22 protein-coding genes and 3 pseudogenes are annotated in these 24902 nt (G+C 61.7%); 15 read left to right on the forward strand and 10 right to left on the reverse strand.

What is annotated here, in order from left to right:
• Positions 1-40 precede the first annotated feature (40 nt).
• Entirely contained in the window at positions 41-817 is a 777-nt protein-coding gene (locus VSR68_RS24125; RefSeq protein ID WP_342942245.1) for an ABC transporter substrate-binding protein, read from the forward strand.
• Between the two features lie 92 nt (positions 818-909).
• On the forward strand, positions 910-2025 hold the full coding sequence (locus VSR68_RS24130; RefSeq protein WP_342942246.1) for a succinylglutamate desuccinylase/aspartoacylase family protein: 1116 nt from the start codon (positions 910-912) through the stop codon (positions 2023-2025).
• A gap of 612 nt (positions 2026-2637) precedes the next feature.
• Here the strand turns inward: VSR68_RS24130 and gcvA are convergent.
• Positions 2638-3531: a transcriptional regulator GcvA gene (gcvA, locus tag VSR68_RS24135; protein ID WP_342942247.1), complete on the reverse strand. Its 894-nt coding sequence runs from the start codon at positions 3529-3531 to the stop codon at positions 2638-2640.
• A gap of 203 nt (positions 3532-3734) precedes the next feature.
• Here gcvA and VSR68_RS24140 point away from each other — a divergent pair, with 203 nt between their 5' ends.
• The 8 genes from VSR68_RS24140 to VSR68_RS24175 all read left to right on the forward strand — a co-directional run bounded on the left by VSR68_RS24140 (position 3735) and on the right by VSR68_RS24175 (position 14318).
• Positions 3735-4580, forward strand: coding sequence for a transketolase (locus tag VSR68_RS24140; protein ID WP_342942248.1), 846 nt, complete (start codon positions 3735-3737; stop codon positions 4578-4580).
• Positions 4577-5575 carry a transketolase family protein gene (locus tag VSR68_RS24145; RefSeq protein WP_342942249.1) on the forward strand — a complete coding sequence of 333 codons (999 nt, stop codon included), beginning with the start codon at positions 4577-4579 and terminating at the stop codon, positions 5573-5575. Before VSR68_RS24140 ends, VSR68_RS24145 begins: the two co-directional genes overlap by 4 nt.
• 70 nt (positions 5576-5645) lie before the next feature.
• Positions 5646-6410 carry a glucose 1-dehydrogenase gene (locus VSR68_RS24150; RefSeq protein ID WP_342942250.1) on the forward strand — a complete coding sequence of 255 codons (765 nt, stop codon included), beginning with the start codon at positions 5646-5648 and terminating at the stop codon, positions 6408-6410.
• Between the two features lie 163 nt (positions 6411-6573).
• The gene (locus VSR68_RS24155; RefSeq protein ID WP_342942251.1) at positions 6574-7617 is read left to right on the forward strand and encodes a TRAP transporter substrate-binding protein; all 1044 of its coding nucleotides are present in this window, start codon (positions 6574-6576) and stop codon (positions 7615-7617) included.
• A gap of 5 nt (positions 7618-7622) precedes the next feature.
• Complete coding sequence (locus tag VSR68_RS24160; RefSeq protein ID WP_428983579.1) at positions 7623-9482, forward strand: TRAP transporter large permease subunit; 1860 nt, start codon at positions 7623-7625, stop codon at positions 9480-9482.
• A 118-nt stretch (positions 9483-9600) separates the two neighbouring features.
• The gene (tkt, locus tag VSR68_RS24165) at positions 9601-11577 is read left to right on the forward strand and encodes a transketolase (protein ID WP_428983580.1); all 1977 of its coding nucleotides are present in this window, start codon (positions 9601-9603) and stop codon (positions 11575-11577) included.
• A gap of 34 nt (positions 11578-11611) precedes the next feature.
• Positions 11612-12568 carry a D-2-hydroxyacid dehydrogenase gene (locus tag VSR68_RS24170; RefSeq protein ID WP_342942254.1) on the forward strand — a complete coding sequence of 319 codons (957 nt, stop codon included), beginning with the start codon at positions 11612-11614 and terminating at the stop codon, positions 12566-12568.
• Positions 12569-12902: 334 nt separating this feature from the next.
• Complete coding sequence (locus VSR68_RS24175; protein WP_342942422.1) at positions 12903-14318, forward strand: IS1182 family transposase; 1416 nt, start codon at positions 12903-12905, stop codon at positions 14316-14318.
• Between the two features lie 415 nt (positions 14319-14733).
• Here the strand turns inward: VSR68_RS24175 and VSR68_RS24180 are convergent, their stop codons facing one another.
• The 3 genes and pseudogenes from VSR68_RS24180 to VSR68_RS24190 form a co-directional block, all read right to left on the reverse strand.
• Positions 14734-15033, reverse strand: a complete 300-nt coding sequence (locus VSR68_RS24180) for a hypothetical protein (RefSeq protein ID WP_342942255.1) — start codon at positions 15031-15033, stop codon at positions 14734-14736.
• Positions 15034-15376: 343 nt separating this feature from the next.
• Positions 15377-15604, reverse strand: a pseudogene (locus VSR68_RS24185) (PLP-dependent transferase); the annotation flags it as partial.
• 212 nt (positions 15605-15816) lie between these two features.
• On the reverse strand, positions 15817-16218 hold the full coding sequence (locus tag VSR68_RS24190; protein ID WP_342942256.1) for a hypothetical protein: 402 nt from the start codon (positions 16216-16218) through the stop codon (positions 15817-15819).
• A 736-nt stretch (positions 16219-16954) separates the two neighbouring features.
• Between VSR68_RS24190 and VSR68_RS24195 the strand changes: the two genes are divergently transcribed.
• A complete protein-coding gene (locus tag VSR68_RS24195; protein ID WP_342942257.1) occupies positions 16955-17173 on the forward strand; it encodes a hypothetical protein in 219 nt (72 codons plus the stop codon).
• Positions 17174-17797: 624 nt separating this feature from the next.
• Here VSR68_RS24195 and VSR68_RS24200 read toward each other — a convergent pair.
• A pseudogene (locus VSR68_RS24200) lies at positions 17798-18019 on the reverse strand (transposase domain-containing protein); the annotation flags it as partial.
• Positions 18020-18025: 6 nt separating this feature from the next.
• On the opposite strand from VSR68_RS24200, the pseudogene VSR68_RS24205 reads away from it, so the two are divergent.
• Positions 18026-18241 (forward strand): annotated as a pseudogene (locus VSR68_RS24205) (transposase domain-containing protein); the annotation flags it as partial.
• Positions 18242-18248: 7 nt separating this feature from the next.
• Complete coding sequence (locus tag VSR68_RS24210; protein ID WP_342942258.1) at positions 18249-18845, forward strand: plasmid pRiA4b ORF-3 family protein; 597 nt, start codon at positions 18249-18251, stop codon at positions 18843-18845.
• A 294-nt stretch (positions 18846-19139) separates the two neighbouring features.
• Here VSR68_RS24210 and VSR68_RS24215 read toward each other — a convergent pair whose 3' ends face one another.
• Complete coding sequence (locus VSR68_RS24215; protein ID WP_428983573.1) at positions 19140-21680, reverse strand: LPD7 domain-containing protein; 2541 nt, start codon at positions 21678-21680, stop codon at positions 19140-19142.
• A gap of 150 nt (positions 21681-21830) precedes the next feature.
• Between VSR68_RS24215 and VSR68_RS42880 the strand changes: the two genes are divergently transcribed.
• Positions 21831-22262 carry a hypothetical protein gene (locus tag VSR68_RS42880; protein ID WP_428983574.1) on the forward strand — a complete coding sequence of 144 codons (432 nt, stop codon included), beginning with the start codon at positions 21831-21833 and terminating at the stop codon, positions 22260-22262.
• On the opposite strand, the gene VSR68_RS24220 is transcribed toward VSR68_RS42880, so the two are convergent.
• The 3 genes from VSR68_RS24220 to VSR68_RS24230 are packed head-to-tail and all read right to left on the reverse strand — an operon-like array spanning position 22203 to position 23074.
• Positions 22203-22436 carry a hypothetical protein gene (locus tag VSR68_RS24220; protein WP_342942260.1) on the reverse strand — a complete coding sequence of 78 codons (234 nt, stop codon included), beginning with the start codon at positions 22434-22436 and terminating at the stop codon, positions 22203-22205. The two genes, VSR68_RS42880 and VSR68_RS24220, sit on opposite strands and share 60 nt — an antisense overlap.
• Before the next feature lie 15 nt (positions 22437-22451).
• Positions 22452-22817, reverse strand: coding sequence for a plasmid mobilization protein (locus VSR68_RS24225; protein ID WP_342942261.1), 366 nt, complete (start codon positions 22815-22817; stop codon positions 22452-22454).
• 2 nt (positions 22818-22819) lie between these two features.
• Positions 22820-23074 (reverse strand): hypothetical protein, encoded by a 255-nt coding sequence (locus VSR68_RS24230; protein WP_342942262.1) that lies wholly within the window; start codon positions 23072-23074, stop codon positions 22820-22822.
• A 320-nt stretch (positions 23075-23394) separates the two neighbouring features.
• Here VSR68_RS24230 and VSR68_RS24235 point away from each other — a divergent pair, with 320 nt between their 5' ends.
• Positions 23395-23892, forward strand: a complete 498-nt coding sequence (locus VSR68_RS24235) for a hypothetical protein (RefSeq protein WP_342942263.1) — start codon at positions 23395-23397, stop codon at positions 23890-23892.
• Between the two features lie 324 nt (positions 23893-24216).
• Here VSR68_RS24235 and VSR68_RS24240 read toward each other — a convergent pair whose 3' ends face one another.
• Positions 24217-24882: a hypothetical protein gene (locus VSR68_RS24240; protein ID WP_342942264.1), complete on the reverse strand. Its 666-nt coding sequence runs from the start codon at positions 24880-24882 to the stop codon at positions 24217-24219.
• Between the last annotated feature and the right edge of the window lie 20 nt (positions 24883-24902).

Consider the following 24902-nt stretch of genomic DNA (forward strand, 5'->3'; position numbering starts at 1 on the left):
TCCATCAATCCGACTTTCACAACCTTTGGAACCCACATCAATGAAGAAGTTTGCTCTGTTCATGGCGACGCTTGCGATCGCAACCTCCGCCTGCGCGAAGGACTGGTCCACCGTCCGGTTCGGTGTCGATGCGAGTTACCCTCCGTTTGAATCGAAGAGTGCGAACGGCCAGCTGGTCGGCTTCGATATCGATCTGGGCAACGAGATCTGCAAGCGACTGAATGCGAAGTGCGTGTGGGTCGAGAGTGCGTTTGACGGCATGATCCCGGCGCTGAAGGCGAAAAAATTCGACGGCGTGCTGTCGGCGATGTCGATGACGCCCCAGCGTGAAGCGCAGATCGCGTTCTCGGCGAGGCTGTTCCACACGCCGACTCGCCTCGTTGCGAAGAAAGGCTCGAACCTCCAGCCGGCGGCAGATGCGCTGAAAGGAAAGGCGGTCGGTGTCGAGCAGGGTTCGATCCAGGAAACCTATGCAAAGATCAACTGGGCGCCGAAGGGCGTGAATGTCATCCCCTATCAGGATCAGGACCAGGTCTATGCAGACCTGACCTCAGGCCGTCTCGACGCGGCATTGCAAGACGCCGTGCAGGCCGACATGGGCTTTCTGAAGACCTCGCGCGGCGCAGGCTTCGCGTTCGCGGGCAGCGAACTGACCGATCCGCAGGGGACGCTCGGCAGTGGCGCCGCCATTGGTCTGCGCAAGGAAGATACCGAACTGAAGGCAAAGATCGACAAGGCGATCGCGGACATGATCAAGGACGGCACCTACAAGAAGATCGAGGCCAGGTACTTCGCATTCGACGTGTACGGCACCTGACACACACGGGAACCGTGACGCTCGGCAGCGATCGGCTGAATCGCAATACCTCATCCCCGCGCCGGTATCATCCGGCGCGCGCTCGACCCATCATGCAAACACAAACGCACCCGTTAATCTCCCCGGCGCTCGGCACGCAGCGGCACCTGACGAGCTTCCACTATGGCCCTGCGGGCGGGCAAAAGGTCTACATTCAGTCGTCGCTGCACGCTGACGAGTTGCCCGGCATGCTCGTCGCCTGGACACTGCGCAAGCGCCTCGCCGCGCTGGAGACAGCGGGCAAGCTGCGCGGCGAAATCGTCATCGTGCCCGTGCCGAATCCGATCGGGCTCAACCAGCGGCTGCTCGGCCAGATGCTCGGCCGCTTCGAAACCGGCACTGCGTCGAACTTCAACCGGAACTTCCATGACCTGGCCGCGCTCGTGATCCCCCGTATCGAGCATCGGCTGACGGGCGACGCGCAACAGAACCTGCTCGCCGTGCGCGACGCCACGCGAGAAGCACTGGACGAGCAGACGCCGACCACCGAGCTCGAATCCCAGCGCCTCGCGCTGCAGCGACTGTCATACGACGCCGACATCGTGCTCGATCTGCACTGCGACTTCGAAGGCGCGATGCATCTCTTCACAAACCCCGATTTGTGGCCGGACGTCGAGCCGCTCGCGCGCTATCTCGATTCGAAGGCCTCGCTGTTCGCGCTCAATTCGATCGGCAATCCATTCGATGAGATCCACAGCTTCTGCTGGTCGGAGTTGCGGGCGCGCTATGGCGAGCGCTATCCAATACCGAACGGCTCGATTTCGGTGACGATCGAGCTGCGCGGTCAGGCGGACGTGACCTACGCGTTCGCCGAGCGCGACGCGAGCGCAATCGTCGAATACCTGACCTACCGAGGCGTCATCGATGGGACGCCCGCCCCCTTGCCGCCGCTCGAGTTCGACGCGACGCCGTTCTCCGGCACCGAGCCCCTCCTCGCTCCCATCTCCGGTGTGCTCGTGTTCCGCACGCCGGTCGGCATCTGGGTCGAACCCGGCCAGGCGATCGCCGACGTCGTCGATCCACTCGCCGATCGCCTCGTCACGATTACCAGTTCCATCGCCGGCGTGCTATATGCGCGGCAGCGTGCGCGCTTCACCACCGCCGGGCAGGAGGTGGCGTGCATCGCTGGGGCCAAGCCGATTCGCAGCGGCTCGTTGCTTCCGGGCTGAACGCATCACGGCGCCGGATCTCGTATCTCTCCATGAAGATGCTCGAATCCACGATCATCCGTGAATGCCGCGACAGCATCGTTCGACTGCGGGTCGACGTCAGGTCAATTCCGCGTACATGTCGGGTTGGTCGAACGTCACGGTTCAACTGTAATCCTGGCCCGCGCTCGAATCACGACGATCCGCTCGGACACGTCGTTCTCAGACAAAACGGGTCCATGATGTGCCTTCAAAGACATCCGTGCGTGTCGTCATCGATGACTTCGTCTGCGCACGATGTATGTTGATGCTGTTGCTTCTGTAGAGCATGGGGATTCCGGTAGGGCGCGATCTCAGTCCCATGCCGCGTGACGCTCTCCACTTCATCCTCGACGTGACGGCGTGAGATGGCCATCGCCGCATGGTCCAGAAAGGGGTGATCGTACTTTTCGTGCGGGAAATGGCGGCTAGCCTTGAAAAGAGCGAAAGGTCAAGGCTTGCGCTTCGGCAGACTCGTGCGGCATCCAAAGGCGGCGAAATCTTTATGCAGGCGGTTCGGTTTCATGAAGCCGCCAGCAATCAATCGAAATGTACGTTCACCACAAGAAGCGGCCCGATCTGTCCAACCGCGCCTCAGCCCGTCTCGAGTTCCGCAAACAGCCAGTCCTGAAAGCGCTTCAGCTTCGGCAGATCAGCGCGCGATTTGAGCAGGTTCAGCGTATAGCCATTCACCCTCAATCCTTCGAGTCCCAACGGCGCCACCAACGTGCCCGTCTCCAGTTCGCGCTGCACGAGCAGCAGGCTCTCCAGACACACGCCCATGCCGTCCGCCGCCGCGCTGATCGCCATGAACGAGCGATCGAAACGCGGACCGCGCGTGATATCGAGCACGACCTTGCGATGCAGCCGCATCCAGTCGCGCCATCCGACGAGGCACCCTTCGCTATGAATCAGCGTGTGATTTTTCAAATCCGCGACCGAGCGAATCGGATGCTCGCCGCTCGCGAGTCGCGGCGAACATAACGGCACGATCGTTTCGAGCGGCAAGTCCAGCACCATCGTCCCCGCCGGTTGCAGCCGCCGCGCGCCATAGCGAATGTCGATATCGACAGACTCCTTGATCAGATCCACGGGCGCCGACGATGCATTCAGCCGCACATCGATATCCGGATGCATCGCACTGAAACGCGCGAGCCGCGGCATCAGCCATTGCGTCGCAATGCTCGGCGTCGCATGCACGGTGAGGATGTCGCTCTTCGCGACGCGGCCGATGTCACGCGTCGCCCTGTCGATCCGCGCGAACGCCGCGCCGACTTCCTCCGCATATTGACGGCCCGTGTCCGTGAGGATCACCGCGCGATGCACGCGATGAAAGAGCCGTACGCCCAGTTGATCCTCCAGCAGTTTGATCTGATGACTGACCGCAGAGGGCGTCACGAACAGTTCGTCTGCTGCGAGTGCGAAAGACGACAGCCGCGCAGCAGCCTCAAACGCCTGAATAGATTTGAGTGTGATCCGATTGTGCATTGCAGTGTACGGTTGAATTCAATTCATGGATAAGCCACTTTAATTCGTTTGAGTGGATGTGTTCAAGCAGATACGCTTTCAATCACTCGCAGCGCACTCGAAGCAAGGGATTACCTGAGTCTGCGAGCACGACGAAACATCCCGCCATGAATCACTCCACGCCTGGCCCTCACCGAGCCAGGCGCTGCAAGAAGGAGACACGCGTGAATACGAGCGAAGCCGGGCGTACCGCCCAACTCGCGGAACACGCCTACCGCATCCGCCGCAACGCGCTGCTGATGGGCGAAGTACAGGGCCAGGGCTATATCGGCCAGGCGCTCGACATTGCCGATGTACTGGCCGTCGCCTACTTTGGCGCCATGCACTACCGCCTCGAAGATCCCGAATGGGAAGGCCGCGACCGCTTCCTGCTATCGAATGGTCACTACGCGATCGCGTTATACGCGGCCCTCTTCGAAGCCGGCGTCCTGCCCGCCGACGAACTCGAAACCTACGGCAGCGACGACAGCCGTCTGCCGATGTCCGGCATGGCCAGCTACACGCCCGGCATGGAGATGTCCGGCGGCTCGCTCGGCCAGGGCCTGACGATTGCCGTGGGCCGCTGCCTGGGCCTCAAGCGCAAGGGCTCGGACGCATTCGTCTACACCCTCTTCTCCGATGGCGAACTCGACGAAGGCGCGATCTGGGAAGGCGTCATGTCCGCCGCGCACTGGAAGCTCGACAACCTGATCGCCATCGTCGACGTGAACAACCAGCAGGCCGACGGCCCGTCGACGCAGATCATGGCGTTCGAGCCGCTCGTCGACAAGCTCGAAGCCTTCGGCTGGTACACGCAGCGCGTGAACGGCAACGACATCGATGCCGTCAAGCAGGCCTTCGACAACGCCCGCAATCACGACAAGCCGCAGCCGCGCATCATCGTCTGCGATACGAAGATGGGCTGCGGCGTGCCATTCCTCGAAGAGCGCGAGAAGAACCACTTCATCCGCGTCGATGCGCACGAGTGGAAGCTCGCGCTCGAAGCACTCGATGCCGGGAGGCACGCATGAGCACCGTTGAAAAGAAGCCGCGTCTGAAGACCTCCGCGATGATCGCGTCGATCGCGGGCGAAGGCCAGCTCACGCGCTCCGCGCCGTTCGGTCACGCGCTCGCGAAACTCGCGCGCACGAAGACCAGCATCGTCGGCATGACGGCCGACCTCGGCAAGTACACGGACCTGCACATCTTCGCGCAGCAGTTTCCCGAACGTTACTACCAGATGGGCATGGCCGAGCAGTTGCTGATGGGTGCCGCAGCGGGTTTCGCGCACGAAGGCGCGCAGCCGTTCGTCACCACGTACGCGGTGTTCGCCACACGCCGCGCGTACGACTTCATCCACCAGACAATCGCCGAAGACAACCTCGACGTGAAGATCGTCGCGGCGCTGCCGGGACTGACGACGGGCTACGGTCCGAGCCACCAGGCTGCCGAAGACCTCGCGCTGATGCGTGCGATGCCGAACATGACGGTGATCGATCCGTGCGACGCGCTCGATATCGAGCAGATGGTGCCCGCGATCGCGGCGCACAAAGGGCCCGTGTATGCGCGTCTGCTGCGCGGCAATGTGCCGGTCGTGCTCGACGAATACGACTATCGCTTCGAACTCGGCAAGGCGAAGCTCCTGCGCGACGGCAACGACGTGCTGCTGATCTCGTCGGGGATCATGACAATGCGCTCGCTCGAAGTGGCTAAGGCGCTGCAAGCCGACAACATCGGCGTCGGCGTGCTGCACGTGCCGACCATCAAGCCGCTCGATACGGCCACGATCCTGCGCGAGGCGAAGCGCACGGGCCGCATGGTGATCGTCGCGGAGAACCATACGGTGATCGGCGGGCTCGGCGAAGCGGTGGCGCGCACGCTGCTCAGTGCAGGCGTTACTCCTCCGTTCCGCCAGATCGCGCTGCCCGATGAGTTTCTCGATGCGGGTGCGCTGCCCACGCTGCACGACCGCTATGGCATCTCGACGAAAACGATGTGCGACACCATCAAAGGCTGGCTGGGCTGACAACACCCGCTTAGCCAATAGCCACACCAACAACCCTTACGCAAGCAATCATTATCAGGAGCACAGCATCATGTCAGAGTCACGTCTTCTCGAAGGCAAGGTCGCCGTCATTTCCGGCGCAGCATCGCCGCGTGGAATCGGCATGGCCACCGCGCGCATGTTCGCGAAGCACGGCGCAAAGATCGCGATCCTTGATCTCGACGCTTCCGCGGCACGCGACGCTGCCGCCTCGATCGGCCCCGAGCATCGCGGCTATGCGTGCAATGTCATCGACAAGCAGGCGTGCCAGGCAGCCGTCGAGCAGATCGTCGCCGACTTCGGCGCAATCGATGTGCTCATCAACAACGCGGGCATCACGCAAGCCGTGAAGCTGCTCGACATCGATCCCGAAAGCTGGGACCGCATTCTCGACGTGAACCTGCGCGGCGTGCTGTATCTGTCGCAAGCCGTCGTGCCGCAGATGAAGAAGCAGAAGAGCGGTTCGATCGGCTGCATGTCGTCCGTGTCGGCACAGCGCGGCGGCGGCATTCTCGGCGGCCCGCATTATTCGGCGGCGAAAGCGGGTGTGCTCGGCCTTGCGAAAGCGATGGCGCGCGAGCTCGGCTCCGATGGCATTCGCGTGAACTGCGTGACGCCCGGCCTGATTCAAACCGACATCAACGCGGGCAAGATCAGCGACGACAAGCGCGGCGAGATTCTAGCGGGCATTCCGCTGAACCGTCTCGGCGTGCCGGACGATGTCGCCGGCGCGTTCCTGTTTCTCGCGTCGCCGATTTCGTCGTACATCACGGGCGCCGTCATCGACGTGAACGGCGGCATGCTGATTCACGGCTGATCCGCGGATAACGCCACAGCGCGCGGCCGGGTCCGGCCAGCCGCGCGCGAAGCAGGCAACAACAGCAGCAATAGCCGGACGCAGACAGACGCGCCGCAGAGCGTGTTGTCCGGGTAAGACAACTACACCGATACATCACAAATCCGTATTGGAGGAGCACATCATGAGCAACCGCTCGACCATCCGCACCGGCATCGACCGACGCACGTTTCTGAAAGCGGGCGCAAGCGTCGCAGCAGCAGCACCGCTCTGGGGCCTGTCGATCCGACGCGCATCGGCCGCCGACTTCTCGTACAAGCTCGCAACGGGCCAGGACCCGACGCACCCGGTCAACATCCGCGCGCAGCAGGCTTGCGACAAGATTCGCGCCGCGACCAACGGCAAGCTCGACATCAAGGTCTTTCCGGCGAACCAGCTCGGCTCGGATACCGACCTGCTGTCGCAGGTGCGAAGCGGCGGCGTCGAGTTCTTCAACCAGGCGTCGTCGATTCTCGCGACGCTCGCGCCCGCCGCCGGCATCGTCAACACAGGCTTTGCGTTCCCCGACTACGATACCGTCTGGAAAGCGATGGACGGTGATCTCGGCGCGTACATCCGGGCGCAGATCGAGAAGACGGGCATCGTCACGGTGTCGAAGGTATGGGACAACGGCTTCCGCCAGGTGAGCTCATCGACGCGCGTCATCAAGCAGCCGGGCGACCTCAAGGGCTTCAAGATCCGCGTGCCGCAAGCGCCGATGCTTACGTCGCTCTTCAAGGCGCTCGACGCCGGCCCTGCCCCGATCAACTTCAACGAGCTGTATTCGGCGCTGCAAACGGGCGTCGTCGAAGGACAGGAGAACCCGCTGCCCATCATTGCGACGGCCAAGCTCTACGAAGTGCAGAAGTCGATCAGCCTCACATCGCACGTGTGGGACGGCTACTGGATTCTCGGCAACAAGCGCGCATGGGAAAAGCTGCCCGCCGACATGCGCGCCATCGTCACGCGCGAATTCGAAGCGGCGGGCATGCTGGAACGCGCGGATATCGCCCAGCTGAACGGGTCGCTGCGCAACGATCTGAAGGCCAAGGGCATCAATGTCGTCGATGTGGACCGCCAGGCGTTTCGCGACGCCTTGCGCAAAACGAGCTTCTATAGCGACTGGAAAGCGAAGTATGGCGACCAGGGCTGGAGCACGCTCGAAAAGTACGTCGGAAAACTGGTATGAACACGATGCACACCGCTACTTTCCCTCAGCCGTCGCCGCGCCGTATCGTCAATACGATCGACACGGTGCTCGGGTACATGGTGGAGATTCCGGCCGCGCTGCTGGTGGTCGCCGAAATCTTCGTGCTGCTGGCGGGCGTGACGAGCCGTTATGTGCTGCGTACGCCGCTCGTCTGGTCCGATGAACTCGCGTCGATGCTGTTCCTCTGGCTCGCGATGCTCGGGGCCGTGGTCGCGCTGCGGCGCGGCGAGCACATGCGGATGACGGCGCTCGTCGGCAAGGCATCGCCGTCCGTGCGCGCGTTTCTCGAGCTCGTCGCAATCGCCGCTCCCCTCGCGTTCCTGCTGCTCGTGATCGGACCCGCTGTCGAATTCGCGCAGGACGAAGGCATCATCACGACGCCCGCGCTGGAAATCTCGAACACGTGGCGCGCGGCGGCGCTGCCCATCGGCTGTGCGCTGATGCTCGTCGTCGCGTGCCTGCGCCTCATTCGCGTGGCCAACTGGCACATGACGCTCGCGGCGCTCGCGGCGGTGGCCGCGATCGCGGGCGGCTTCGTCGCGATGAGTCCCGTGCTGCACGATCTGGGCAACGTGAACCTGCTGATCTTCTTCGTGGGTCTCGTCGCGCTGTGCGTGCTGTCGGGCGTGCCTATCGCGTTCTCGTTCGGCCTTGCGACGTTCGGCTATCTCGCGCTGACGACGAGCACGCCGCTGAGCGTCGTCGTTGGACGGATGGACGAAGGCATGTCGCATCTGATCCTGCTCTCGGTGCCGCTCTTCGTGTTCCTCGGGCAGCTGATCGAGATGACGGGCATGGCCAACGCGATGATCGCGTTTCTCGCGAGCCTGCTCGGTCACGTGCGCGGCGGCCTGTCGTACGTGCTGGTCGGCGCGATGTATCTGGTGTCGGGCATCTCCGGCTCGAAGGCGGCCGACATGGCCGCCATCGCGCCCGTGCTGTTCCCCGAGATGAAGGCGCGCGGCGCGAAGCCGGGCGACCTCGTCGCACTGCTCGCCGCTACAGGTGCGCAGACGGAGACCATCCCGCCGAGCCTGGTGCTGATCACGCTCGGCTCGGTGACGGGCGTGTCGATCTCCGCGCTCTTCACGGGCGGCATGCTGCCGGGCATCGTGCTCGCGATCACGCTGTGCTCGGTCGTGTGGTGGCGCTATCGCGGCGACGATCTGTCGAACGTGCGCCGCGCCGCGCGCGGCGAAGTGCTGCGCAAGCTCGCGATCGCCTTCCCCGCGCTCGCGCTGCCGTTCGTGATTCGGCTCGCGGTCGTCGAAGGCGTCGCGACGGCCACGGAAGTTTCGACGATCGGCATTGCGTATGCGGTGCTTGCGGGCCTGTTGATCTATCGCCGCTTCGAATGGGCGCGCCTGAAGCCGATGCTGATCGACACGGCCGCGCTCTCCGGCGCGATCCTGCTGATCATCGGCGCGGCGACGGGCATGGCATGGGCGCTCACGCAGTCCGGCTTCTCGGGCCAGCTTGCGCAGGCGATGGCCAAACTGCCCGGGGGCGCCGCGATGTTCATGGCCGCGTCGATGCTCGTGTTCATCGTGCTCGGCAGCGTGCTCGAAGGCATTCCCGCGATCGTGCTGTTCGGCCCCCTGATGTTCCCGATCGCGCGGCAGATGGGCATTCACGATGTGCATTACGCGATGGTCGTGATCCTGTCGATGGGCGTGGGCCTGTTCGCACCGCCATTCGGCGTCGGCTACTACTCGGCGTGCGCCGTGAGCCGCATCCATCCCGACGAAGGCATGAAGCCGATCATCGGCTACATCATCGCGCTCGTGATCGGCCTGATCGTCGTCGCAGCCGTGCCGTGGATCTCGACCGGCTTCCTGCACTGACGCATTGCGCTGCGTCTTTATCTTCTGCCGAAGACGCAGCGCCCTCTTCCCTCTTTCAACACTTGCGATAGCCGCCGCCCAAGAGGCGCAGCGGCAAGGAGAAGTCATGTCCGACATCATGCCGTTGCGCGCAACGCGGCCGCTCGCCAACGCGATCCGCTTCCTGGCCATCGATGCCATCGTGCGTGCCGGCGAAGGCCATCAGGGCGTGCCGCTCGGCATGGCCGAAATCGCCACGGCGCTCTTCACGCAGCATATGAAGTTCAATCCCGCCGATCCGCAATGGCCCGATCGCGACCGATTCGTGCTGTCCAACGGACACGGCTCGATGCTGCTGTACGCACTGCTGCATCTGACGGGCTATGCGGAGTTCGGCATCGATCAGATCAAAACCTTCCGCGAGATGGGCTCGCATTGCGAAGGCCACCCCGAGTTCGATCCCGCAGCCGGAATCGAAGTCACGACGGGACCGCTCGGACAAGGCATTGCGAACGCGTTCGGCATGGCTGTCGCAGAGGCTTATCTGAACGCGAAGTTCGGCGACGGTATCGTCAATCACTACACGTATGCGTTCGTCGGCGATGGTTGTCTGCAGGAAGGCGTCGGCCAGGAGATGATTTCGCTCGCGGGGCACCTGAAGCTCGGCAAGCTGATTCTCTGCTGGGACGACAACCGCATCACCGATGACGGCAGCACGTCGCTGTCAATCAGCGAAGACGTGAGCGAACGGTTCCGCGTCGCAGGCTGGCACGTGATCGAAGTCGACGGGCACGATATGGAAGCCATCGCCGCGGCGCTGGCGCAAGCGAAGCACGACCCGCGTCCGTCGATGCTGGCGTGTCGCACGGTCATCGCGCGCGGCATCGCGCGCTTGCAGGGACAGCGCGGCGGTCACAGCGGCAAGCTGTTCGCCGCCGATGCCGATGCGGCGCGCGACGAACTGGGCTGGCCGCATGCGCCGTTCGAGATCTCACATGACGTGCTGCAAGTCTGGCGTGCCGCGGGAAGGCGCAGCGAAAGCGAATATCTCGCCTGGCATGAGCGCCTCGCCGCGTTGCCCGGCGACGCGCGCGCCGAGTTCGAGCGTATCCAGGCCGGCCGTTTGCCCGAAGGCTGGCAGCGAGTCCTCGAAGACTACAAGAAGCAGGTTGTGGAAAAAGGCGAAGGCCAGGCAGGCATCATGATTTCCGCCGAGATCAACGATCTGCTCGCGCGGTTGCCGGAACGCATGGTCGGTTGCGCAGACCTCGAAGCGCCGACGAGCCACAAGCGCAGCCTGCATGCGTTCACATCGGAAGACCGCAGCGGCGCCTACGTGCATTGTGGCGTGCGCGAGCACGTGATGGGCGCGATGGCAAACGGCATGGCCGCGCACGGCGGCGTGATACCGCTTGCCGTCACGTACCTCGCGTTCTCCGACTACGAGCGCCCCGCAATGCGCATGGCCGCGCTGATGGGCCTGCCCGTGAAGTTCGTGTTCAGTCACGACTCGATCGGCGTCGGCAAGAATGGGCCGACGCATCAGCCGGTGGAGATACTCGCATCGTTGCGCGCGATGCCGAACATGCAAGTGTTTCGCCCCGCCGATGCCGTCGAAGCCGCCGAATGCTGGGCGCTCGCCTACGAGCACCGCAGCGGACCGAGCACGATGGTGTTCGCGCGTCAGACGTTGCCGCTCGTACGCACGCGCATCAGCACCGGCAACCTGTGCGCGCGCGGCGGGTATGTGCTCGCTGAGGCCGAAGGCGGCGAGCGCCTCGTCACGCTGCTCGCGACGGGATCGGAAGTCGCGCTAGCCGTCGTGGCGCGCGAATGTCTGCAAAAAGAAGGTATTCCGACCGCCGTCGTGTCGCTGCCGTGCTGGGAACTGTTCGACGCGCAGGACCGCGTCTATCGTCAGACCGTGCTCGGCGCGAACACCGTGCGCATCGGCATCGAGGCCGCCGTGCGCTTCGGCTGGGACCGCTATCTCGGCGAACGCAGTGGCTTTGTCGGCATGACGGGATTCGGCGCATCGGGCCCGGCCGAAGCGCTGTACGAACACTTCGGCATCACGGCGGCGCATATCGTCGCTGAAGCAAAGCGTCATCTTTGATCCCCCTCATCAGCCAACTCCACCAGGAATCAGCATGCAGAAGATCGTCTTCCTCGACCGCGCGACACTCGCGCCACAGATAAAGCTCGCACGGCCGGCATTCGAACACGAGTTCGTCGAATACGAGCATACGCAAGCCGATCAGGTCGCCGCGCGTCTTGACGGCGCAACCATCGCCATTACCAATAAGGTGCCGCTGACCGCCGATGTGATCGCGCAATTGCCGTCGTTGAAGCTCGTCGCCGTCGCCGCGACGGGCACCGATTGCGTCGATAAGGACGCGTGCGAACGTCACGGCGTCAAGGTGTCGAACATTCGCGGCTATGCACTGAACACCGTACCCGAGCATACGTTCGCGTTGATGCTCGCGCTGCGCCGCAATCTGATCGCATATCGCGACGACGTGCTGAACGGCGAGTGGCAGAAGTCCGGCCAGTTCTGCTTCTTCAATCACGCGATACATGATCTCGGCGGCATGACGCTCGGCATCATCGGCGAAGGCGTGCTTGGTCAGCGCGTGGCGGAAATTGCGAAGGCGTTCGGTATGCGCCCGCTGTTCGCTGCGCACAAGGGCCGCGAAGGACTCGGGCCGCTTTACACGGCATGGGACGAAGTGCTTGCGACGAGCGACGTCATCACGATACACAGTCCGCTGACGCCACAAACGCGCGGCATGCTCGCGATGCCCGAGTTTCGCGCGATGAAGCGCAAGCCGGTTGTGATCAATACGGCGCGCGGCGGGCTCGTCGATGAACACGCGCTGGTGTGCGCGCTCGAAGAAGGACTGATCAGCGGCATAGGCTTCGATGTGCTTTCGAGCGAACCGCCCCAAGGCAACAATCCGCTGATGCGCATTGCGAATCGGCCGAATGTGATTGTGACGCCGCATGTGGCTTGGGCGTCGGATGAGGCGCAGCAGGCGCTTGCCGATCAGTTGATGGATAACATCGGCGGATTTGTGCGTGGCGCGCCTGTCAATATTGTCGTTTAGTGTTCGCGATGGGCGCGGGTGTGGTTCGCCTGGCTTTTCGCTGGCATCCGCGCTGCGCCTCGCGGCACGGGGCGTTACCAGCGCGGGTACGGCAGAGAGGTAGAGTTGCGAAGCCGACATTCGAATGTCTGCGTTAGAGCGTGAGCCAATGACTGGAGATGGCAGAGAGCAGCAGTTCCGTGAACGTTCTGCAAAGCTGACGTTCGAGTCTTCAACGGTAACTTTCCGGCGACGTGGGTGAACGCGTACTCCCGGTCTATTTCGTTGAAAAACTCCCCTGAGAGCCCGGTTCTTGGCTATCCTGGAATCCATCAATCGATGGGAGTGCATCGTCATGATGGGTCAGCGAAGCGGCGATCAGGAGCAGCTGTTTTACGCGTTCAAGCCTGACGATCACGTTCCGAAGGGCTATCTGTTACGCGGTATAGATCAGTACTTCGATGCCGGAGACCTCCGTCAGCACATGGCGTCGTTTCCCAGTCATACGGGACGCCCTTCGATCGATCCAGAGTTGATGATTCGCATGCTGATCGTCGGCTACTGCTTCGGCATCCGCTCCGAACGGCGCCTGTGTGAGGAAGTCCATCTGAACCTGGCGTATCGCTGGTTTTGCCGCCTCGGCCTTGAGGATCCGATTCCCGATCACTCAACGTTTTCAAAGAATCGCCATGGCCGGTTTCGCGACAGCGATATGCTGCGCCATGTATTCGAATCAGTTTTACACCGCTGCATGAGCGAAGGCCTCGTAGGTGGTGAAGGGTTCGCGATCGATGCCAGTGTCATCAAAGCCGACGCCAATCGCACTCGAGGCATCGCCGGGACTGAAGCGATCGACTGGAGTCGTGGCGAAGAGCCCAGCCGTGCAGTGCGTGAGTATCTGGCGACGCTCGACGCGAACGACACTGACGCCCAAGCCATGGAGCCATCGCAGGAACCCGTTACGCCACCAAAGAACATTTCGCTAACCGATCCTGCTGCACGTTGGACAGCTGCACCCGGTGGCCCAGCGTTCTTTGCCTACTCGACCAACTACCTGATTGTTCTGCAGGCGGGAATCATCGTCGATGTCGAGGCCACTCCCGCATACCGCACACAGGAGGTGGACTGGACCAGGACCATGATGGATAGGGTCGAACAGCGTTTTCGTCTCAAGCCACAACGTCTGCTGGGTGACACCGCATATGGCACTGCGGCGATGCTTGCCTGGATGATCAATGACAAGGCGATCGAGCCGCATGTCCCAGTGTTGGAGAAAGGAGCGCGTAGCGACGAAACCTTCGCGAACAGCGATTTCCAGTGGGTCGGGCAAAGCAATGAGTATCGCTGCCCGGCTGGCCATGCATTGCGCAGCGAACGGCGTCCATTCAAGAATCCGCGAACGCACATCATCAAGGCCAACACGGTCGTCTATCGATCAAGCCAGTTGGACTGCGCTGGATGTTCATTGAAAGATCAATGCTGTCCGAACACGCCAATACGAAAGATAGCCCGAAGCGTCCACGAATCAGCACGCGATAAGGCAAAGGCTATTGTGAAAACATCGACATACAGGCAGTCACGCAAGGACCGCAAGAAGGTTGAGATCCTGTTTGCTCACCTCAAAAGCGTCATGAAGCTGGATCGTCTCCGACTGCGAGGTCCGTCAGGTGCTCATGACGAGTTCTTGCTGGCTGCAACTGCGCAGAATCTGAGGCGAATGGCGACGTGGTTGATGCCAAAGCAGGAAGAAATGGCGGCAGCGGCCGCTTGATAGGCATCGCGAAGCGATGCGCACAAGCAGCCCGATCGGAAAGAGCACTGAGCACGTCGATTGCACGACTACAAATCACCGCGTCCGCGCGCGAAAGCGCAGTTTTTCAACGAAATAGGTCGCAAGTACGCATTCGCTAGCAATGAACGCTGACGTTCGCCGCTGCCGAACTGCGAATGTCGGCAAAGCGACTGCCGCCTGACGGATGCGATACCTGAAGGTCAGGTATCGCCGAACTGCTTCCGGTCGGCATCCGGCAGCTTCCGAATGTGAGCCGGCCATGGGAATGGCGGTTTTTCCGTGCCGCTCGAGAAGTTGAGATGTTTATCGTCACAGCCACGGAAACCAGTTCGGCGCTACATGACGTGGCCCACCCGATGCCAACCGGCGATCGGGTGTTGTGCGCGAGAAATCATCAATGCAGGGTGTGGACGCTGCTGATGGCCTCATCATCGTCATCACCTGACGAGGCTCGATCAAGGATCGCGCACCGAAGGTCCAGCTTGACGCGAAGGATGGCTGATTCAATACGTGCATCGCCGCGATGGCCGCTCAGGCGAGTATTGATCGCCTCCTCGACGGCGAGAATCGCCCGCTCGATGCTCTCCGGATCATCGCTATCGAACCCGACCTCAACCTCAATGCTCTCCAGCAGGTTCAACGCTGTCGCAATGTCTTCGGAAGCGACGAATAGCATCTTGGCGGTTTCTCTCATCTACCCTTCCCGTTCGGTTGTCTAGCGTGTTCAGACAGCTGCGAGTTGCACGAATATCGTTGCACATCCAGCGCAAACCTGCCGGGCGATAAAGGTGGGTGTTGGGTTCGAAACAACGAAAAGGTTGCTGTACGCAGTGAAGCGAATAGAATCGACTGTTCCACCTTGATGCATTGGTTATGGCGTTCGGGACAAATCCCGTGTGCCTGAAACCGCAGTGGAGCGCTCAGCGACACAGCATCCCCCTGAAGCTTCCGCTCGGCGGACCCTTTTCCGGCCTTTTTGCCGCGCATTGCTAGCCGTGTCACTCTGACGAACGAGTCATCGCCGCCGACAGTGTTTTTCAACGAAACAGGCCGAAACTTGTCCCGCAACGCGTTACACCGCCCAACCTGAGCGCTTGCGAGAAATCCGCGATCAGGTCGTCGATATCCTCGATGCCCGCCGACAGGCGCAACATGCCGTCGGAAATGCTCATCGCCTTGCGCGTTTCCGGGCCCGCTTCGAAAAAGATCGTCGGTGCAACGGGAATGATCAGCGTACGCGTGGCGGCGAGAGCCGTTGCCTTGACCTCCTTGATTCAACCAGGTGACCGGTTCGAACCCAGTCATCAGTTCGCGCACGCGCGATCAACTGTGCAATAACCAGATAGCAGAACTGATCAGCGCGGCGTTCATCGTCGAGACTGCTACGCATCACGATGTCGTGGAATCAGAGCATGACGGTTTATTGTGTTCCGGCTGGCCTTCCAGCAATCGCTTTCGCGAATGCGGTCAATGTCCGCTACGGCATGTCAGTCTGATCTGTTTCAGGAACAGGTGAATTTGCGGTTCCGGCAAGAAACCGCCTGAGACGGCGTTCCGCGTCGATTACCTTATGCAGGGGCGCAGTGGCGAGTTGTCTGTCGTTCAGTGCGAGCAGGCGCTCGAACACGCAAATGGTGTCCTCTGCGAGCACCCACTCGTTGGATTGATGGGCCAGTTCCAGCGCTGTCTCTACGGCGTGTTCGGCTGTCTTGAAGGTTCCTGCCGGTTCGCTTCCGTAACCGTCCTGCTGGAGAAACCAGGCCACATACGCTGTCCGGATCAGTTCGTTAAACAGATGCGTATTGCCGTGACCCTCCCGGCAGGCTACGAGAGCAAGATGAGAAGACAACGCCTGCTCGCGCGCAGACGCCTCGTCCATCGGCAATAACATCGTTTTCGTGAGATGCTTCCGGGGTCGTGAAGCACCTGCCCCGCGTCGTTTTGAGCTCATCCTGTTGGTGATTGCACGTGTATCAGCGAGATATTCTAGCGAAGTATTTTCGCCGGGCGCGCGACATCAGGAGAACTGCCGATGATATCGACCGCCGAACCCGGGCGTGGGGCGCGATTCTGTGCGTCTTTCCCGAATCACTGGCGCAGCGATCACGCACCCCATCCATGAGAAAATACACCCGGTTGAACTCCATCCCGGCGGCTGATGTTCAGCGCATCGATAGTCCGCTCCGACTGCCCCGATGCGGCGGATCGTGCACGGGTCAGGACGACCGATGTGTCTGATGGCAGGGATATGTCTGCAGTGGGGAGAGGATGAGGAAGGTAATCCGGTGTGGCCTGTTATTGCTGGCGGTCGCTTTCCCCGCATTCGCAGGTGCGCATTACGTTGAAGTGTGGAATCCGCCTGAAGCACGCGGTGACAAGTGGCGGGCACAACCGCTCCGCAAGGCACCGAAGCATCGGCACGCGACTCTCCACTTCGCGAGTGGTCAACTGCATCACCGCATCGCTGCGGCAGCGCCTGGCCCCAGAGCATCGGTCGCCGCAGCGGAGCAACGCGCGCGCACGCCTCGTTATGAGGACATTCCGCGTCAGATTACCCCCGAGGGGAATGTACTCCGCGTCGATGGACATCGCGGGCAGGTCGAGGTCCAACGCTGATGCGAAGCGAAAAACATCAGGGCTACATGCTCTGGGGACATGCGATTCTCCAGCAGGAGGGCCGCGTGAACACTGAGCGCTACGCCGCAAGCGGCACCATCACGAAAGACAACCGGGTCGTTGAGGCTTCCGGCGTACTCGGCGAGTTTGGAACAGAAGAAGAGGCAGAACTGGCGGGTATCCAATGGGCACGGGCATGGGTGGACGGTATCGGCTGATCCGCGGCCGTTGCTCGTCGAAGCCGGCGCTCCCATCGTCACCTTCATCATTGGGTAGCCGCAATTGCCATGACGCTGCGCATGCCGACCCACATCGTTATTCAACTGGAGGCACAGCAGTTTGCCGGTCGCCCTCCGGCCTCTATGAACCGTCCGAAGCAGGCCGGGTTGCTGGCAGCACAAAAGTAAGCGAGTCATACGTACCGTCTTGACGAGTTATCGTATCTCTATGGTGTTGAGCAACCGGGCCGCGACGGAACCGACAAGCTAGTCCATCGCGACGTTTCGGGAAGGCACCTCCGCAAGCGGCGGCCCACGTGGTCAGAGCTCCGATGTGGCATACTTCTCGCAGCGGCATTGAGCGTGACTCAGGCTCTTTCTTGGAATGGCTGATATGGAGACGGCATGGACCCTTTCGCTGTAGTGTGGGAGAACGACTGCGGTTACGGCACAGAATACTTCGAAACCCAAGATCAGCAGGCCGCCTTTGTTGCCGAATGTGCGAGGACGGGGACGACTGCAGCAGCGGTTTCCAGCGCTGAACTTGCATAAACCAGGCTTCAACCTGTTGAATGACCACTGCCTAAGGCCGTGGTTTGACGGGACAGATAGTTTCCGCGGCCGCTAAAGAATGGGATCGATGTGCGCGGAGGCGGGCAACACGGGAGCGACATTCCAGGGAAACAGCTCGTCGATGCGGTTTATCGGATGATCGGCAATACGCTCGATGACGTAGTGCAGATAGGCCTCGGGATCGACACCATTCAGGCGTGCTGAGCCGATCAGGCTGTACATCGCGGCGGCACATTCGCCACCTGAGTCCGCGCCGGCAAGCAGATGATTCCGCATTGAAGGCGGAATCATCTGTTCGCAGGCTCCGACGGCGGTGGCGAAAGCGCGGCAGTGATCTACAGCTTGATTGGTACGGCGCGCCTGAACGGCATCGAGCCGTTTGCGTACCTGCGCACGGTGTTTGAGCGCATCGCTAATCATCCCATCAACCGCATCGACGAGTTGCTGCCGTGGCGCCTGATGACGGCCGAACACGTCGAGCAGCAAGCCGCGTAATAATTCGATGGCCCAAGCCCGCAAGCCCTCCCTGCGACAGGTCAAAGCGCCAGTGCCCGACTACGTGCTGCGCGTTGAACTGCAATACATCAAGCCGGCAATCTGGCGACGAATCATCGTCCCCGGCTCAATCAGGCTGGGCAAGCTGCATGTCGTGCTGCTGCTGGCCATGGGTTGGGAAGGCGGGCACCTGCATGAGTTCGTCTTCGGCGAAACCAACTATGGTGAACCGGATGACTTCGGATTCCCGAGCGATCCGCCAATGCTCAATGAAGCACGGGTCACGCTGACGAAGGCGCTGGACGGGCTGAAGTCATTCACCTACATCTACGACTACGGCGACAACTGGCGGCATCGAATCAAGGTCGAGAAAGCACTCGTGCCCGACCCGGACATGCGCCGGCCGCTATGCCTGGATGGGCAGAATGCGTGTCCGCCGGAAGACGTTGGCGGAGTGCCGGGATATGCCGACTTCCTCGAAGCGATCGGCGATCCGACGCACGAGGAACATGACCACTTCCTTGAGTGGTGTGGCGGTAGCTTCGATCCCGCCGCCTTCGATCTCGTGCTTGCGAATCAGCGGCTCTCAGAGGTCAAGTTCTGATCGTCAAGACGGCCTCGGTTTGACGCTTACACTGATCGAGCGCTTACGCACAAAAAGCCTCACCTTCAACAGGACCCGTGTTGTGCAAGCCCTTGCATCCAGATGATGGGAGCATTCGTCCTCAGCTGCGGGGCCAGGAGGCAAATGCGCCGATCACTCCGGCGCCGCTCTTGATACAGATTCGCAGGTTAACCACCTGGACGGCGTGTCACTAAAAACGACCTCATGCGCGACTGACACACTACCGCACGTTGATTGCGAACCAGGGCGTTCGATTCCTCCCAGACTGATGACTCAACGTTCGATATCCGGCCCGCTGCCGGGTGCATCGGGATCAGCGGGAGGCTCAGCGTCCTGGGTTCGGGTGGTCTGGTCGTCGCGGACGGGTAGTTGCGTATTGCGCACGGCGTCGCGCAGTTCATCGCGTTCCCATGCGTCGCGCTCGCGCTGTGCGGTTCGACGATCCTGTGCCTCGGTATCGAGCTCCGCAAGCCGCATCTGCCGGATGCTCTCGAGCTCTGGCTGCTCGAACACGATCCACATACGTGTGTCGGCCGCAATGCGCGCGGCCGCGGCCTGGAATGCTTCTGGACCGGACAGTGACAGCGTGGCGCCAAACTTCTGCTGCGCGAAACGCAGCGCAATCTCGATCGCTTCGCGCTCGCTATCCCACAGTCGCAGCGAGCGGCCTTCGTCGACCAGGAACGCCACACCGTCCTTGCGATAGTCGACCTCACCGCTGGCGCGCACCTCGTACGTGATCGACGGTCCGCGGTAGATAAGCTCGTTGCGATCGGGTCCGGCCCGTGGCTCCACATCATGCGATGGCTCACTGAAGATCACAGCGCGTTTGTCGCCGGCGCTCCTCGCCTGCAGGCGGATCTGCCGCATGCGTCGCAGTTCGCGCAGCGCGCGTTCGTCACCGGTCTGTGCGCGCTCGCGCAGGAAGTCCTGGTACTGGTCCGCGATCGGCCGGCGAGCGGCAGCCTTGAACGCATGACGCTCCTTCGCGATCCGTTCGCGCAGCGCGGCCTCAGCCTCGACCCGCGCGACACGGGCAGCCGAAAGCTGTTCGCGCCGCTCAATGCCGGGCAGATCCTTGCGGTCCGCAAGGTCGTTACGGGCGCGATAGAAGGCCGCCTTGATATCGATACGTCGCGCTTTATCGTGCTGCGCCTGTTCATCCCATGCACGACGTAGTTCGTCGCGATACGCCGCACGCCACTGCTGGAATTCGCCCCACAGATCACGCTCGGGCGTGTGGCGCGGCGCATGACCAGGGCTGCGTCCGGTCTGCGCCCGATACGTGTCGCGTAGCAGTTGCGCGGTCTCGTCCCATGACAGGTTCATTTCCTTCGTCAGAAAGTCCGACACGTTCAGATTGCGTGAACCAGCCCGAATCCGGTCACCGCCGTCCGCACCCTTGCCAATGTCGTACTTGTTGACGATCAGCCCGTGCGAGTGGGCAAGTGCAGCAAGCAGCCGGCTGGCATCGAGTGTCGCGAGGATCTCTGCAAACTCCGCCCGCTCGCGCGAGCGACGGACACTGCGCGACTCCACAAGATCGCGCGCGAACTGGTCCCGAACGGTATCCGCCTCCCGGCCGGTTGCCGCTCGCGCGCGTGCATTGAAAGGTGCTGTCAGCATCTCGCTGCCAGCAGCGGACGACGCAAAGGGAAGCGACTCGACCGCATCGAGCGACTGGACGTCTGCAAGGCTGCGGATCTCATTACGCGGGCCCAACGCTGGCGGCAACCGGCCCCCGCCCGATCGCGGATTCAGACCGAACCAATGGCCCGCGTGCTGCCGATCACCACGTGATCCGTCGCGACGCATGAACTTGTCGGCCGCTGTCGCCGCAAGGCGCACCCGCGCTGCATCGTCCACCTTGTCCCACGCGCCGTACATGCGCGCCGCGATTACGTCGAGGAGCGGATTGCTGCCGCTGCTCCCAGGATCTAGGTGTTCTCTTCCCGTTCGCTCGCGATCGCCAGTCCATCGCAGTGAGTCAATTCGGTCGGCTTGGTGGTTTCCCAGCTCCAGTAGTGCATCAGCCTGCAGAAGCATTTGACGTCGCGCGGTGTCGCCATCCACACTGCGGCTGGGCACACTTCGCACACGGTGTGGGGATCCGGTCGGCGGGCGGGGTCGATCGAAGCGAGCGTCAAGGTCGTGATCCGCGCCTCGTCGCCACCGCCCCCGGTGTTCGTGTTGCGCGAGCTGCGCCTCGTGCCTTGGCTGCTGTCGTTGCCACTCTCGCCAACCTCGCCAGTCTCCTGGTCCACCACTGCTGCGTCGTGTTCGCTCATCGAGCCCTCCTGCTGCGTCATAGAACCGCTGTTCGCGATGTTCGAGAATGCGCCGCTGTTCTGCCGGCGACGCGGCCTGATACGCCTTGTAGAAGCTGCTTCCGCTGTTCAGATACTTGATCTCGCGGGCCCGCATATCGTTCCATTCGAAAAGGGCATCGAGAAAGTGCCGGGGCGTCGCGCGCGGCGCACCCGGTTCGATGTACTCCGCATGGACATTGTGATCGAGCGCTTCGCGCTTGCCAGCGGCGTCGAGTTCGATGAATTCGCGTGAGAACACGAACTCCTTCAGATTCACGCCCTTCGCGGCGGCGGGCGGCTTGACGTTTTCGTATTCGCCGTCGCGGCCCGCGTTACGTGTGCGTGTCGCGCCGAATTCCGTGAGCAGCGCCTTGAAGTCTTCGTAATGCGTGACATCGCGCGCAATCAACGCTTCGAGGATCGCGGCCTTCAACTCGCGATTCATTGGCTCGAATACATCGCCCTTGTACCGGCTGATCATTTCCGACGCGTCGGTGAACTGCACGCGCCGGTTGTCCTTCGGACTCGCCAGTCCGTATTTCGCGTTGATATGCTCCTGGAATGCTTCGAGGAACCGGTGATGCCGGTCGACCTTGCCGAACGGTTCCAGCCGTCGTCCCGTGAGCAGGTTCACTTCCGGTATCACGACATGTAGATGAACCTTGCGCTCGACGAGTTCGCCACTGCGCCGGTCGGCATAGCTCTTCAGACGCGGCACATGTGCTTCTGCATAGAAGTTGTACTCGTCCGGCCGGTACGCAGCAAACGCGAACGACTCAAACTCCCGTACGATGTCCGCGAGCACCTCGCCCGAGACTTCATCTTCTTTGAACGACAGCGTGACGTTGATATAGCGTTCTGCCTGCGTATCCATCGACTGGATGATGTCGTTGGTCAGCGCCAGATCGCCCGCCAGAATCACCCGCTCGTCCATCTCGTCGCGCTCGAACTCACGGTCCTGCTTCTGGCCGTCCTCCAGATAGGCCTTGATGCCATCGTGATAACCGCGCACCCGGATCAGCATGGCTCACCGTCTCTGCTGTGCGAGCAACTGCTCACACTGCTCGACGCGACGAAGCAACGTTGAATACACGATGGTGAGCAATGTGTGCCGGGCTGCCTCCACGGCCTGCCTCGCTTCCGCGCAGTCAGCCACGCGCAGCGCTCGCGTGGCGTCCCCTTCCTTGTCATTCTTCGCCTGCAGCTTCTTCTCCAGAGCAAGGACCTTGAGAATGGCAGGGTGTTTGTCATCGATGCCCATGGGTACGGTCTCCATTCAGTCCACCTTGTCCAGTGAGCATCTCAGATACCGCGAGATCATCTGCAGCTGCGTGAGCAGTTCCTCATAGGTAGCCTCCGACAGCTGACCGCTTACATGTTCCGAATTCGCCCGATGGGCGATCTGGTTCAGGTTGTTGCTGGTCTTGTTGAAGATGTACAGCAGCCGCTTGCGATCCACGCTGGCGACCGGCCGCGCGATCACCTGCGTCCGGTTCGTCAGCACCGCCTGCCGGAAAAATTCAGATTGCGTCAGCCCGCTCCGGTTCACCTTGTCAAGATAGACCGCGCGGTCCGCATCCGACAACCTGAACGCAATCGGTTTGCCGAGCCCTGCCCCATCGTTGCTCTTTTTGCGTGGCATGATCAGAGCCCCACGGGATGCGTCCAGTCCGCCGACTGACCCGGCAGATCGAATCGCGTCATGTCGCCGTCGATCGGGTGCGCGCGGAATTCGTATGCTGGCCAATGCGCTTCACATTCGTATAAGGCGTGCATCGCCTGATCGCCCGTCATGGGATGCGTATAACCAGCCCACGGCAGATACTGCCACCGCCTGTTGCGCGCGAAACCGCTTGGCCTCATCACACGCTGGATCACCCACGCGCTGATCGGAATCATAGGAAAGCGCCTCCTATTCGCGTTGCATACCTGGCAATGCTGATTGTTGCCGACAGACCCTTCGGCGCGATGGACGCGGGGCAGTGGCCCGCGTCGGGGTTGCAAAGGGGCCTTGCCCCTTTGGCACGCGATATTTTACGAAGCGCGTAGCGATGCGTAAACATATCCGACGTGCCTCGCTCCGCGACCGACATCACAAGCATAGTGCAGATAATCCACTTGCGTACGTCATCCACACTACTTTATGCCACCAGGATAAATCGCATACCAAACGTTTTATCACGATCGATCGACTGCTACACTACTTCCATCCTACATTCATGTCACATCTGACCATGGACCGGGAAAAAGCCGCTGCGAGTCTGCGCAGTCTCGCCCTCAACAGCCCCAACCGCAGCAAGGCCGCCCGCCTTCGCGCAGTATTGCCCGATGTCGAAGCGGCCCTCTCCGCTGGCGTCCCGTCAGCGGAAATCATCACCGCGCTTGCAGAAAATGGGCTGGCGTTCACGCCCCGCACGTTTCATGGCACGCTCTACCGTCTTCGCAAAAACGCCCGCCCGCCAACCCCGCACGCCCCGCGTCCTGCAATGAACGCGGGAGATGCATACGCCCGATCCACTGGCGATGCACCGTCCGCCATTTCGATGACAGGTACAACGGACCGTATCAAGACGATTGAACAACTGCGCGCCGAACACCCCACGATGCCCCAGTTCGAGCTAACAAAGCTGTACGCGCAACAGTACGATCAGCCCGCGTTCACGAGCGCAGACATTGAAGAACTGAAACGGAAATACCCGCCCAGGCCGAAGGCCTGAGCGCATCGCCCCGGCGCACTGCACCGGGTCAGTCCGCTCCCCTATGCTTCCAGCGCGGTTCTCCATGGCCTCGGAACGGGCGCGCGGCGCGCGCATATGCTCAACGTCCACAACCTAGAAGGCTGCTTTCAGAAAAAGGGCGGCTTCAGTGAATCACATGCGGTGCCGTAAACCGGGTTACCCGGCTGGTCACCCGATTAGTCCGGCGTGTGTTAGTGGAGCCGGACGTGCGAGCGGTCCCGGCTCTTTTTTCGGCGAAAGGAAAAGCCGCCCAGGCATTCGCCTGGACGGCTATGTGACAATGAACGCTTACCGGATGTCGGGTCAGGCGGCTTCGGTTTCCTCGGCCTCCCCGTCTGACGGCGAATCGCCCGTCTCGACCGACGCTGTTTCTGTTTCAGCTTCGTCGCTGGTTTCGCCGTCATCGTCCCAGCGTCCGTATGCGTTCCGCTCAGGTACATCGCGGTTACGCAGCACTTCCGGCAACCAGCCCGAGTCCGTCATGCGACGCTCGGCAGCCGCGGCTGCATCACCCTTCTTCATGCCGCGCAGTTCACCCGCAGCCTGAGCCGAAACGGTCTCGCCAACAACGGTCACGATGCGGTCCTTCGGTACGTGCTCGAAGTATCCCGCGCGCGTCGCCTTCCAGTAGCGCGTGAGATCCACTTCAAGCGTGTTCGCCAGTTCGTTGACCGGGTGCGCGCGATCCGCAGGGCTGATGCCGTCCACCGTCGCCGCCACACAGAACGCAAAGAGGCTCGACATCACGTCCGAGTCCTGTTGCAGCAGCCACGGCAGCAGTTCTTCGGTCCGCTTTGGCAGCATCCACGCCCACTTCGCACGTTCGCCTTCAAGCGCATTCCACGCAACGCTGTCGGCCATGTCATCGGCATTGGACACCAGTGCATCGCGCGTCGTATGCACCTCGATTCTTACCGCCTGATCGATATAGGCACGGCCATACACGTCATCAAACACAACGGGAATCATGCGGTACATCAGCGCGGCCA

Source organism: Paraburkholderia phymatum (assembly GCF_038900715.1).
In the GTDB taxonomy this organism is placed as follows: domain Bacteria; phylum Pseudomonadota; class Gammaproteobacteria; order Burkholderiales; family Burkholderiaceae; genus Paraburkholderia; species Paraburkholderia phymatum_A.